This window comes from Brevibacterium sp. LAARM2_SD2 (genome assembly GCF_057364785.1).
Genome location: NZ_JBNFOM010000032.1, coordinates 1 through 12,243, shown reverse-complemented (window position 1 = coordinate 12,243; position 12,243 = coordinate 1). Strand labels below are relative to the sequence as shown.

The following is a 12,243-nucleotide window of genomic DNA, read 5'->3' as shown; positions in this document are numbered from 1 at the left end:
GCCCTGGGGCGTCACGGGGTCGCACGAGCCACATCGGCGGCGAGCACCCCCGGCCACTCAGCGAGGTCGGCCGGTGTCCGGGCGATGATGAGCTCGGAGTGCGGGAGCACGGCGTGGAGCGCCTCGGCCGTGGAGAGCGGATGGGCGGGGTCATCGGCCCACGCGAGGATCGTCGTGGGTGTCTCCACCCCGGCGAGCGCCTCGGGGGTGGGCAGGTCACTGGCCGCGGCCCCGCGGAGCACCGCGGGCAGGAGACGTTCGGGAACCTGCGGAGTGGTCTCCGGTGCGTCGGCGAGCGCCGGGGGTCGGACGGCGCTCGCCCCGACGGCCAGGTACTCGGCGATGCCGCCGCCGGCGACGAGGTCGGCCGCTTCGAGGTAGACCTCGGCCTGCGCCGGACGCGTCTGCCAGGCCGTGGGCGGGACGACGAGGGTGAGACCGGAGAAGCGCCGCGGGTCGGCCACCGCGGCGTGGAGGAGGGTGGCGGCACCCATCGACGGGCCGACGCCGTGAACCGTCTCCCCGGGGAAGTGGAGGTCGAGGAGCGTGAGGAGGTCGACGGCCAGACGGGACCAGCGATAGTCGATGGCCGCGCTCCGGCCGGTCGATTCCCCGTGGCCGCGAGCGTCGTAGCGCAGCAGACGGGTGCCGCTGAGACCGACGCCGAGGTCGAGGTGGAGCACGCGGTCGCGAGCGCGCGACGACGTCAGACCATGGAGTTGGACGACAGCTCGTCCGCCCTCGTCGCTGAGCTCGGCGGCGATGTCGGCACCGTCGACGGCATGTCTCGACATCACGGACCAGACCTCCCCACCTGCGGCTCCCTGCCGTGGCTCTCACGTTAGAGTAGCGACATGCGTTTGACCAACGTGTCTCACCTCAACCTCCCGTTCGGCCGCCTCTACGGCTACGACGTCGTGACCGGGCCGCTCGGACGCAGGCGCCCGATCTCGTTCGATCAGCAGCGGCATGTGGCCGCCGGAGCCCGTCCCGGATCGTGGATGGCGCTCTCGCTGCGCCTGCCCGGCGATGTCGACCGCGATGCCCTCGCCGCCGCCTGGTGGGCGGTCATGCAGCGGCACGGCACCCTGCGCACGGCGTTCTTCACCGATGACGACAACGAGGTGGGGCTCGCCGAGGTCGAGCTCCTCTCCGGTGGCTGGCGTGAGCATGCGATCGCCCAGGGCGAGGCCGTCAACACCGCCCTGCGCAGCGTCCTCGATGAGGCGTGCACCCCGTTCGCCCGGCCCTCCCACCGCCTCTGCGTGCTCGAGACCGCGGCCGGGTCGACCGTCATCATCGGGGCCGATCACGCGCACGTCGACATGTGGTCGATGCTCGTCATCGCCCGTGATCTCCTCTCCGCGCTCTCGGCGATCGCCCTCGGCGAGGACCCCGACCTCGATCCCGCCCCGGCGTTCTACGAGCACACCCTGGCCCTGTCCGAACCGGGACCCCCGCCGGAGCGAGTGAGCTCGCGGTGGCGGGAGATCCTCGAGGCCGGTGGGGGCTTCATGCCCCGCTTCCCGCTCCCCCTCGGTGAGTCGACCGCGCACCTCGAGCGGGTCGTCGTCCGCGATGTCTTCGACGTCCACTCCTCGGCGGCGTTCTCCGCCGAGGCCCGGGCCGAGGGCGTCTCGACGCTGACCTTGGCGCTCTCGGCGATGGCGGAGATCACCCGCGAGGTCGGCGGCGGCCCGCTGCGCGCGGTCTTCCCCGTCCACAGCCGGTATGAGGAGCGCTGGAACGACGCCGTCGGCTGGTTCATCACGAACTCGGTCCTCGAGATCACCGACCCGGCCCCGCGGGCGAGCGCGGCAGCGGTGCGGGAGGCCATCGACCTCGGTTCCCATCCCCTCGCCGAGGTGCTCGCACCGTGGGGCGGCATGCCCGAGGCCCCGGGAATGTTCGCGATCTCCTGGCTCGACCTGCGCAGGCTGCCGGTGCGCATCGATTCGACGGGGCTCGACGCCCAGTACGTGGGCGCGACGATCCGCACCGACGGGGTGATGCTGTGGTTCATCCTCGACGAGAACGGCCTCCACCTGCGGTGCCGGTACCCCGATTCCGAGCAGGCCCGTGTCAGCGTCGGCGGGTGGCTCGATGCGCTCGTCGCCCGGATGCAGGACATCGCCGCGACATCCTCAGGCGACGCCCTGCGCGTGGACGGCGAGGAGTTCCGCGTCTCACGGGCCCGCCGCGGTGACGTGCCCGCGATCCTCGCCCTCCTCGAAGGCGATGCTCCCGGCGCCGAGGTGCTCGACCGCCTCCATGCCGCGATCACCCGGGATCGCGCCCACTACCTCGCCGTCGTCCGCGATGAGCGCGCCGAGGTCGCCGGGACGATGCAGCTGACGTTCGTTCCCGGGTTCTCCCACGGCGGGGCGCTGCGGCTCGAGATCGCCGGGTTCCGCGCCCGTTCGTACGAACTCGGGGAGGCGATGCTCGCGTGGGCGCATGAGCAGGGCCGCAACCGCGGGGCCGATGTCGCGCAGATGACGACGGAGGTCGATTCGGAGCTCGTCACCGCCCTCGGCTACACGCCCGAGCAGGGGCGGTTCGTCCGCCGACTGGCCGGTGACGACGATGGGTGACTCCGATCCTCGCCGAGGCGGTCCCCGGCTCCTGACCTCAGCCGACGGTTCGCGGTCGGTCAGGACACGGACGACACGCCCTGGGCGCTCCTCGCGCACCCGTCTCGAGTCGCTGGCGACGAGGCTGTCGGTCATCGCCTTCGTCATCGTCGCGCTCGGGGTGGGCGTCTCGATCCGCGGTGAGACCATTCCGCTCGGCGGGGAGGACTCCCTCGGCGCACTGACGGGATGGTGGACAGCACTGACGGCGGGACTGGGATTCGGCCTGTCGTACCTCCTCGCGGGCCGGCGGACGGAGCTGGCGTGGCGACGACGGCTGCCGCTGGTCAAACGCGCCCTCGATCTCCTCGCCCTCACCTCGGCGGTGGCGCTCGTCGCCAACATCGCGATGCACGCGATCTTCCAGGTCTTCCAGCTCGGCTTCCTCGGCCTCGAAGTCGACTGGCTCGGCGGTGCCGCACTGGCCGGGGCGGCCGCCTCTGTGATGACGTACTTCGCCGTGGTCATCGGCGATGAGGTGACGAGCGTGGTCGTCGTCGGTCTCGTCGTCACGGGGCTGTTCATGGGCACGCTGGCGTCGATGATCCAGTCCCCGGAGGCGACGTGGTGGCAGTTCCACTTCTCGCGGCTGGGCAATGACACCGGCGTCAATGGGTATCAGTTCAACGTCTCGCTGCTCATCACCGGTCTGCTGCTGACGACGCTGGCGAACTTCATCGGCCGCGACATCGACCTCGGGCTGCGGCACCGCGGCATCCGGGAGCCAGGGCGCGTGACCGTGCTGACGTGGGAGTTCGCGGCGATCGGTATCTGCATGATCGTCGTCGGGCTGGTTCCCGACGCCGTGAACTTCCCCGTGCACGTCAGCGCGGGGGCGGGGATGGTCGTGGCCTTCGTCGCGTTCTTCCTCACCCTGCTCCGGATGATTCCCGGTCTCCCCCGCGACTTCACGGCGACGTCGTTCACGGTCATCGCCGCGATCGCCGTGTCCATCGCACTGTGGGTGCCGCTGGGCTACTACAACCTCACGGGCATGGAGACGATGGCCGCAGGGGTCCTCTTCGCGTGGCTCTTCCTGCTCGCGCGGATGACGCGCGCATATGCGGAGCCGCCGGTGACGGCTTAGACTCGCTGACGGGCTCGGCAGACTCGCGCACGTGTGCGAGGCCGCCTGCCTGAACCGCCCGTCCTCACTCCTGGAGCGCACTGTGCCAGATTGGCTCGTCATCGTCCTCTCGGTCATCGCGGGACTGCTCGTGCTCTGGCTCGCCCTCATCGTCATCCTGTGGGTCCAGCAGCGGCGCCTCGGCAGGACCGTGAACTGGCGGGAGATCGTGCGTCTCGTCCCCGACGTCGTCCGCCTCATCAGGCGTCTGGCCGCCGATCCGCAGACGCCGACGGGCACGCGGTGGATGCTCGGCGGACTGCTCGCCTACCTGCTGCTGCCGATCGACGTAGTGCCCGACTTCATCCCGGTGCTCGGGTACGCCGATGATGCGATCGCCGTCGTCATCGTCCTGCGCTTCGCGATCCGCCATGCGGGCATGGAAAGCATCGAGAAGCACTGGCCCGGCACCGAGGCGGGTCTGCAGAGCCTGCTCACGCTGACGAACGCGAAACGGCAGGGGTAGGCGGACGCGCGGGTCAGCGATCGGGTGAGCGAACAGCCACGGGAACGGACGAACACGCGCGTGAACGTACGCCCCAGGTACGCTCCACGCTGGTATCCCGCCGCTCGTTCAACACTTGGCGCGTTCATCACCGCTCCGGCGACGCCGCGGCCGCTCGTTCAACACTTGACGTGAAAATCGCGCCTTCGGGGACGACATTTTCACGCGAACTGTTGATCGAGGGGCCGCCCTGTCGATTCAGGGCCGCTCGAGCGCCGGCCCGCGGGGTGTTGTGGATGTACTTGACGAGTGGTTTCAAAGCGCATCGTAACCGCATTATCGGCGGTGGCTGAGAATTGAAAACGCCCCCCACCCGGAACAATCTTCCCAGGTGAGGGGCTTATCGAGTAGCGCGGGGGAGGCTCGATCTCCCGACCTCACGATTATGAGTCGTGCGCTCTAACCAGCTGAGCTACCGCGCCTCGAATCAAGCGCCGCGGTTTTCACGCGGCACGAGAGCCCCGAAAGGGAATCGAACCCTTGACCTTCTCCTTACCATGGAGATGCTCTGCCGACTGAGCTATCGGGGCAACAGGTAAGAATTTACACGGGGTTGCGCGACCGGGGCAAATCCGTCCCCGGTGACCTCACTCACAGGCCACCCCGCCCAGGCCCCTCCCCTGCGTCGCGCCGGAGCCGCAGCACCATCGGTGCCGCCGCTCGGCCCCGCTCGGATGCCTATTTCACGGGGTCGAACCGACCCGCGAGGAACCCCTGGAGCCGGCCCGGATGATTCGTGATGATCCCGTCGACCTCGGCGTCGAGGAGCTCCCGCCACTCGTTCATCTCATCGGCCGTCCACACGAACACCCCGAGGTCGTTGTCCCGGATCTCCTTGACGATCGACTTCCGCAGCGAGAATCCCCTGAACGACGGATTGATCGCCACCGCACCGAGGCTGCGGGCCGTGGCGATGTCCTCGGGCCGGGGCACCATGCGCAGGAGGAACCGGGTGACCATCGGCAGCAGGTCACGGCATGTGGCCAGCGTGTCGGTGTTGAACGCCTGGACGACCATGCGATCGGCGGTGCCGGTCTCGACGACGAGTTCGGAGATCCTCGCCACCGCCCCCGGCGACCACTCCCCCTTGAGCTCAAGGAGGAGTTCGCCGCCTCGGTGCTGGATGTCGCGCATCACCGCCGCGAGCGTCGGGATCCGGATGCCCATGAACCCCGGTCCCATCCACGACCCCGCGTCGACGAACGAGAGCTCCTCAGCCGTGAGCTTGACGACCGGGCCCTTGCGGTTCGTCGTCCGGTCGAGGTCGGGGTCATGGAGGATGACCGGGACCCCGTCGGCACTCGTCGAGGCGTCGACCTCGATGAAGTCGACGTCGAGCGCTCGCGCAGCATCGACGGCGGCCAGACTGTTCTCGGGAACGACGGCCGAATATCCGCGGTGGGCGATGACGAGCGGGCGCGTGCCCGAGCCGGGTCGCTCGGTGATGCCCCGCTCGCGCAGGAACTGGAGAAAGCTCATGCCTCCACCCTAATTCCAAAGCAGTCATGCCACGCACGCGAATCGGAGAACATCGCCGATCTTGCATTCTGGATACTCGGTGCTCTATCCCCGCCGCCCAGGAGTAACGTACGCTTCTGAGAATCGGTGAACATCTCGGAATCCGGGATGGCGATTCTCCGATCCGACACCGCACCACCGCAGTCCGCAACCGCTCCACCACCCTGTCGCTTGACGAAAGGTTCGCCATGGAGGCCATCTTCGCCGCCACGATCCTCCTCGCCTTCATCGCCCTCGGCGAGTTGGTCTCGATCTGGTCGAAGGCCCGCATTCCCAGCCTGCTCGTCGCGATGCTCGGCGTCTTCATCTTCGCGAAGATCGGCATCGTGCCCGAATCCGTCGTCGACGACTCGATGCTCGTCCAGATCTACACGATCCTCGTCGCCCCGCTGCTCTTCCACATGGGCACTCTCATCCCCCTGCGCATCATGCTCAAGCAGTGGCGTTCGGTCATCATCGCTGTCTCCGGCATGCTCGTCGCCGTCCTCCTCATCCTCTTCATCGTCGCGCCGCTCTTCGGCTTCGAGACATTCGTCGCCGGGTCCGGCCCGCTGGCCGGCGGCATCGTCGCCACGAGCCTGACGACCGAGGGCCTGACCGCCGCGGGCGCCGCCTCGTCGATCATCGTCCTCCCGGCGCTCGTCCTCATGCTCCAGTCGCTGCCGTCGATGCCGCTGACGAACTTCCTCCTGCGCCGGTATGCGACGAAGCTGCGCGACAGCGGCGAACTCCACGAGATGGCGCTGGCCCACCACGAGGAGGAACAGGAGGCGGCGACTAAGAAGAAGCTCATCACCCTGCCCTCCTACCTCGTCGACAATCAGCTGTTCATGCTTTTCCTCATCCTCGTCGGCGGTTCCCTGGCCACCCTGCTCGCGATTCCCACGCAGATCCCGTCGTCGATCCTCGCGCTCATCCTCGGCATCCTCGCCACCGCGATCGGGCTGTCCCCGGACAGGGCGATGGAGCGCTCGAACTCGTTCGGCATCGCGATGGCCGGTGTCATCGCGATCGTCATGGCCCCGCTCGTGACCGCGTCCGTCGAGGACGTCCTCCGCGCCTTCCTGCCGACCGTGACGATCCTCGTCGTCGGCGGCGCCGGCATCGTCATCGGCGGGTTCATCGCGACGAAGCTGCTGCGCTGGCGGGCGCCGCTGGGCATGTCCGTGGCCCTGACGGCGATGTACGGCTTCCCCGCCGACTACCTGCTCACCAATGAGGTCGCCCGGTCGATCGCCCGCGACGACGATGAGAAGGAGGCCCTCCTCAACGTCATGCTCCCGCCGATGCTCGTCGGCGGATTCACCTCGGTGAGCGCTGGGTCCGTCGTCATCGCCAGCGTCCTCGTGGGTCTGCTGTGAGAGATCTCCTCGCCGAGGCGGCCGCCCTCCTTCCCGACCTCACCGCGCTGCGGCGCGACCTCCACGCCCACCCCGAGGTCGGTCTCGACCTGCCGCGGACACAGGCCGCGGTGCTCGAGGCGATCGCCGACCTCGACGTCGAGGTGACGACGGGAACGGGAACCACCTCGGTGGTCGCCGTCCTCCGAGGCACCCACCCGGACCGCAGCGCCGACGCACCCGCGGTCCTGCTGCGCGGGGACATGGACGCCCTGCCGCTCACCGAGGCGACCGCCGAGCCGTTCGCGGCGACGAACGGGGCGATGCACGCATGCGGCCACGACCTTCACACCGCCGGTCTCGTCGGAGCGCTGCGCCTGCTCGCGGCCCACCGCGACGAACTCAGAGGCGATGTCGTCGCGATGTTCCAGCCCGGCGAGGAGGGGTTCAACGGGGCCTCGGTGATGATCGACGAGGGCGTGCTCGACGCGGCCGGGTCACGGGCGATCGCCGCCTTCGGCGTGCACGTCAACACCAGTGAGCGCGGGATCGTCTCGACGAAGCCTGGAACCCTGCAGGCCGGTTCGAGCGTCCTGCAGGTCACGGTGCACGGGCGCGGCGGGCACGGTTCGCAGCCGACCCAGGCCGTCGATCCGGTGCCGGCGCTCGCGGAGATCGTCACCGGCCTGCAGACCATGGTCACCCGGCGCGTCGACCTCTTCGATCCCGTCGTGCTCACGGTCACGCAGCTGAGCGGCAGCGAGGCGGTCAACATCATCCCGGAGCAGGCATCGCTGGGGGCGACGGTGCGCACGCTCTCGCAGGCCTCGCTGGAGACCGTACGGGATCAGGCGACGCAGCTGGCCACGGGCATTGCGGCCGCCCACGGGTGCACCGCCGAGGTGGACTTCGAGGTCCAGTATCCCGTCACCGTCAACGACGACGCCGAGACCGCGTGGGCTGTCGACCGGCTGCGTGACCTCCTCGGCGCCGATCGGGTGGAGGTGGTTGCGCAGCCGATCATGGCGAGTGAGGACTTCTCCTTCGTCCTCGCCGAGGTGCCCGGAACGTACATGATGCTCGGTGCCGGGCGCACCGATGTGCCGGCAGAGCAGCAGGGCGACAACCACTCCCCGTTCGTCATCTTCGACGACACGGTGCTCACCGAGCAGGCCGCGATCCTCAGCCACCTCGCGATCACGCGGTTGGCCTAGGGCTGCTCCAGGGCTTCCGGCGCCCGGCCTAGCGCTTCCGGCGGAGGCGCCACCACCGCGGTCGTCGGCGTCCCGGCTGATCAGGGTCGATGTGCTCCTCGGCGGGCGCTGGGTCCTCAGCTGCGGCAGAGTCTGCGGCCGCAGATTCGGCTGCCGCGCGCAGGGCGGTGCGGCGCTGTCGCCAGGCGACCACCTCGGCGTCGATGTCGCGGGGCGGGGTGAAGACCGGCGGTCCGGTGCGGAGGTCGAGGACGGCTTCGCGCACCCGGGCGTTGAACCCGGTGAGATAGTCGCGGACATCCGACTCCTTGGCGAATGCATCGAGCGTGTCCTCGAGGACGGCGCTCTCCTTGCGCACCTGGAAGGCGGCGGGGGCGACGCCGCTGATGTCCTCGGCGTCGAGCTTCTGCTTGATCCACCAGTCGGGGTCCTCGGAGCTGTGGAGGCCTTTGAGCGGCTTGCCCATGCCCGGCAGGTTGTCGAAGTCGCCGCGTCTGACGGCCTTGTCGATCGCGGATTCCGCGACCGCGTCTCGGTCGGCCAGCGAATTCATCCGCCGAGGTGGTTCCTTCGCTCCCATCGCTGCCCCCTCCACTGTGGTGCTCTCCACGGTAGGGGGTGGATTCGGGCCTGACAATGCGGGGCAGCCGATGTCGGAATCAGAGCTGAACTAGGCGGGAACGCCACAGGGCCCGATGGTCACGCGTTTCCGCTGAACATCGGGCCCTGTGAGTCTGCGTGGCAGATGCAGGATTCGAACCTGCGAAGGCAATGCCGGCTGATTTACAGTCAGCTCCCTTTGGCCGCTCGGGCAATCTGCCGCAGTTGGCGCTCGAAGAGCACTCAAGAAGAATACTAGGCCCGTGTCGCGATTGCCAACTCGGTTGACGCAGGTCACACCGGCCCCTCTCGACTAGACTCGACTGCAGACCAGGCACGGGTTCCGACCGGCATCGCTATCACCTGAAGAAGGAGCTTCCATGGCCAGCGAATCATCATTCGACATCGTCAGCAAGGTCGACCGCCAGGAGGCCGACAACGCCCTCAACCAGGCGGCGAAGGAGGTCAACTCCCGCTACGACTTCCGCGGCACCGACGCCTCGATCGCGTGGAGCGGGGAAGCCGTCCTCATGAAGGCCAACAGCGACGAACGCGTCAAGGCCGTCCTCGACGTCTTCCAGTCGAAGCTCGTCAAGCGCGGCATCTCCCTGAAGTCCCTCGACTCGGGCGAGCCCTACGCATCGGGCAAGGAGTACCGCATCGACGCCTCCCTCAAGGAGGGCATCGACAAGGACGAGGCGAAGAAGATCTCGAAGATCATCCGCGACGAAGGACCCAAAGGCGTCAAGGCGCAGATCCAGGGCGACGAGCTGCGCGTGAGCTCGAAGAAGCGCGACGACCTCCAGGAGGTCATCGCCCTCCTCAAGGGCAAGGACCTCGACGTCGACCTGCAATTCACCAACTACCGGTGACCATGACGGATTCCGACCGTTGATGACCTCGCGCGACGGCGTACGACCGACATAAGTCGAACCGTGACGCCCTGCGCCATGAGCGGCGCGGTGGACATGCCGACCTTGGCACGATGTCGGCATGTCCACATCACTGACACATCCGGATCCTGTCCTCGACTGCTCATTCCGCGACGTCGACCGGCGACCGCCGATCGACCGTCGCCCACTGCAACCCCACCCCGACGCCGACACAGCGGTCCGCGAGCCCCGCGCCTCCGCCTCGGCGCCGGTCAGCCTCCCCCACACCGAACCCGACTCCGAGCGCCACCACCCCCTCGCGCTCTCCTTCGAGGTCATGCCGCCCCGCAGCGCGGCACAGGCCGCCGGCACCCCCGAACTCCTCGCCCTCCTCGATGAGCTTCACCCCGACTACCTCGCGGTGACGAGCTCGGCAAAGAGCAACTGGCTGCACGGCACCGCCGACTTCATCCGCATCATCAGCGAGACCACTCAGCTGCGTCCGCTCGCCCACCTCGCCTGCACCGCCGGCACCGCTGACGAGCTGCGCGGCTGGATCCGCCACCTCCTCGGCGCCGGAGTGCGCGGATTCCTCGCCATCCGCGGGGACTTCCCCACCGGCACCGACCGCGTCCCCGCCGGGCACCTCCCCCACGCCGACGCCCTCGTCCACCTGCTGCGGACCATCGAAGCCGAGCACACGGCCAAACTCGCCGCCGGACGCCTCGGGATCGGGGTCGCAGCCTACCCGTCCGGGCACGCACAGTCCTCCGGCCCTGACGAAGACCTCGATGTCCTCGCCGCCAAGCAGCGCCTCGGCGCGGACTTCGCCATCACCCAGCTCTTCTTCGACCCGGGCCACTTCGCCCGGCTCCGCCGCCGTGCGGACCTCGCCGGGATCACCATGCCGATCATTCCCGGCATCCTCCCGATCACCGACATCCGCCGCCTGCACACGATGAGCAGGCTCGCCGAGCTGCCGGTGCCCGACCACCTCCTCACCCGCTTCGACGGTGCCGCGAGCCCAGAGTCCCAGCGCCGCATCGGACTCGAGATGACCGCCGAGCACGTCGCGACGATCCTCGACCAGGGCGCCGCCGGACTGCACTTCTACACCTTCAACGACCGGACGACGACGATCGACCTGCTCGCAGCGCTCGACCGCCTCGGCGTCTCATTCCACCCAACCCCCGTGCCCGCCCACTGAGGCGCACCACATCCACCCCGCTCTGAAATGGAGACTCCTGAAATGACGACCCCCTTTCCCACCGCGACGATCACCGGCTACCCCCGCATCGGCCGCCGGCGCGAACTCAAGACCGCGCTCGAACGGTTCTGGGCCGGTCGCATCGACGCCGACGAATTCGCCCAGTCCGTGCGCGCCCACCGCGTTCAGACCTACCACCGTCTCGCCGAACTCGGCCTCACCGAGGACTACGCGATCCCCGCGACCTACAGCCACTACGATCACGTCCTCGACACCGCGCTCACCGTCGGCCTCATCCCGTCGGCGACGCTGGGCACAGACTTCGACCTCGGCGAATACTTCGCGCTGGCCCGCGGCACCGCCGACCGCTCGCCCCTGGAGATGACGAAGTGGTTCGACACGAACTACCACTACCTCGTCCCCGAGCTCGAGGATTCGACGCAGTTCAAGGCCCACCCGCAGCACCTCCTCACCCTCGTCTCCGAGGCGCGCGCCGCCGGGCACCGGGTCCGTCCCGTCCTCGTCGGCCCGGTCACGCTCCTCACCCTCGCGAAGACCGCACCGGGCACGACGACGGCGCCGCTGGACCGCCTCGACGAGCTCACGGCCGTCTACCTCGACGTCATCAGCGTCCTCGCCGCCGCCGGCGTCGAATGGGTGCAGATCGACGAACCCGCTCTCGTCGCCGATGCGCACGAGTCAAGCGATGACGAACTCGCCGAGGCGGCCGCCCGGGTCTACGGCACCCTGACCGCAGCGCTCACGCACACGAAACTCCTCGTCACCACCCCGTACGGTTCGCTCCAGGCGGGTCTGCCGGCACTCGCGCACTCGGGGATCGCCGCCCTCGGGGTCGACGTCTCCGCGGCCACCCGCCGCCTCGATCCCACCTGGCTCGACCGGATCGCCGCCGAGGTGCCCGCGTCGGTCCGCCTCGTCGCCGGAGTCATCGACGGTCGCAACGTCTGGGCCGACGACCTCACCGCGACCCTCGACGTCCTCACCGGGCTGGGTCGGGATGAGGTGAGCGTCTCGACGTCGACGTCCCTGCTCCACGTCCCCCACACGGTCGCCGACCAGCCGAATCTCCCCGTCGACGTCGCCGGGTGGCTCTCCTTCGCCGAGGAGAAGGTCACCGAGGTCGAAGCACTGGCCGCTGCCCTCCGCGACGGCCCGCAGGCCCGCCCCACGGCGTTCGCCCGGGCCGACCGGGCGCTGCGCACGCGCC

Annotated in this window: 10 protein-coding genes, 3 tRNA genes and 1 pseudogene; 8 read left to right on the top strand and 6 right to left on the bottom strand. The window is 69.0% G+C overall.

The features are described 5' to 3' along the window. Positions 1-11 precede the first annotated feature (11 nt). The gene (locus tag AC2W7K_RS16370; protein WP_486006415.1) at positions 12-794 is read right to left on the bottom strand and encodes an alpha/beta fold hydrolase; all 783 of its coding nucleotides are present in this window, start codon (positions 792-794) and stop codon (positions 12-14) included. Between the two features lie 60 nt (positions 795-854). Between AC2W7K_RS16370 and AC2W7K_RS16365 the strand changes: the two genes are divergently transcribed. The 3 genes from AC2W7K_RS16365 to AC2W7K_RS16355 all read left to right on the top strand — a co-directional run bounded on the left by AC2W7K_RS16365 (position 855) and on the right by AC2W7K_RS16355 (position 4,225). Then, positions 855-2,594, top strand: coding sequence for a condensation domain-containing protein (locus tag AC2W7K_RS16365; protein WP_486006402.1), 1,740 nt, complete (start codon positions 855-857; stop codon positions 2,592-2,594). Beyond that, the gene (locus AC2W7K_RS16360) at positions 2,587-3,720 is read left to right on the top strand and encodes a DUF998 domain-containing protein (protein WP_211978005.1); all 1,134 of its coding nucleotides are present in this window, start codon (positions 2,587-2,589) and stop codon (positions 3,718-3,720) included. Before AC2W7K_RS16365 ends, AC2W7K_RS16360 begins: the two co-directional genes overlap by 8 nt. Before the next feature lie 82 nt (positions 3,721-3,802). After that, positions 3,803-4,225, top strand: coding sequence for a YkvA family protein (locus AC2W7K_RS16355; RefSeq protein ID WP_211978006.1), 423 nt, complete (start codon positions 3,803-3,805; stop codon positions 4,223-4,225). A 387-nt stretch (positions 4,226-4,612) separates the two neighbouring features. Here the strand turns inward: AC2W7K_RS16355 and AC2W7K_RS16350 are convergent. The 3 genes from AC2W7K_RS16350 to AC2W7K_RS16340 all read right to left on the bottom strand — a co-directional run bounded on the left by AC2W7K_RS16350 (position 4,613) and on the right by AC2W7K_RS16340 (position 5,743). Further along, a tRNA-Met gene (locus AC2W7K_RS16350) sits at positions 4,613-4,686 on the bottom strand. Positions 4,687-4,721: 35 nt separating this feature from the next. Continuing rightward, positions 4,722-4,794: transfer RNA gene (locus AC2W7K_RS16345), tRNA-Thr, on the bottom strand. 148 nt (positions 4,795-4,942) lie between these two features. Then, positions 4,943-5,743, bottom strand: coding sequence for a glycerophosphodiester phosphodiesterase (locus AC2W7K_RS16340; protein ID WP_137825452.1), 801 nt, complete (start codon positions 5,741-5,743; stop codon positions 4,943-4,945). A gap of 227 nt (positions 5,744-5,970) precedes the next feature. Between AC2W7K_RS16340 and AC2W7K_RS16335 the strand changes: the two genes are divergently transcribed. Continuing rightward, positions 5,971-7,143, top strand: a complete 1,173-nt coding sequence (locus tag AC2W7K_RS16335) for a hypothetical protein (RefSeq protein WP_211978007.1) — start codon at positions 5,971-5,973, stop codon at positions 7,141-7,143. Continuing rightward, positions 7,140-8,336 carry a M20 metallopeptidase family protein gene (locus AC2W7K_RS16330; protein WP_211978008.1) on the top strand — a complete coding sequence of 399 codons (1,197 nt, stop codon included), beginning with the start codon at positions 7,140-7,142 and terminating at the stop codon, positions 8,334-8,336. The genes AC2W7K_RS16335 and AC2W7K_RS16330 overlap by 4 nt, the downstream gene beginning before the upstream one ends. Before the next feature lie 28 nt (positions 8,337-8,364). Here the strand turns inward: AC2W7K_RS16330 and AC2W7K_RS16325 are convergent, their stop codons facing one another. Further along, positions 8,365-8,916, bottom strand: a complete 552-nt coding sequence (locus AC2W7K_RS16325) for a DnaJ family domain-containing protein (protein ID WP_211978009.1) — start codon at positions 8,914-8,916, stop codon at positions 8,365-8,367. Positions 8,917-9,075: 159 nt separating this feature from the next. Beyond that, positions 9,076-9,157, bottom strand: a tRNA-Tyr gene (locus tag AC2W7K_RS16320). Positions 9,158-9,316: 159 nt separating this feature from the next. Here AC2W7K_RS16320 and AC2W7K_RS16315 point away from each other — a divergent pair. From AC2W7K_RS16315 to AC2W7K_RS16305, 3 genes and pseudogenes are all read left to right on the top strand, one after another. Beyond that, positions 9,317-9,808 carry a YajQ family cyclic di-GMP-binding protein gene (locus AC2W7K_RS16315; protein WP_211978010.1) on the top strand — a complete coding sequence of 164 codons (492 nt, stop codon included), beginning with the start codon at positions 9,317-9,319 and terminating at the stop codon, positions 9,806-9,808. 121 nt (positions 9,809-9,929) lie between these two features. Further along, a complete protein-coding gene (locus AC2W7K_RS16310; protein ID WP_486006401.1) occupies positions 9,930-11,015 on the top strand; it encodes a methylenetetrahydrofolate reductase in 1,086 nt (361 codons plus the stop codon). Between the two features lie 42 nt (positions 11,016-11,057). Beyond that, positions 11,058-12,243 (top strand): annotated as a pseudogene (locus tag AC2W7K_RS16305) (5-methyltetrahydropteroyltriglutamate--homocysteine S-methyltransferase); the annotation flags it as partial.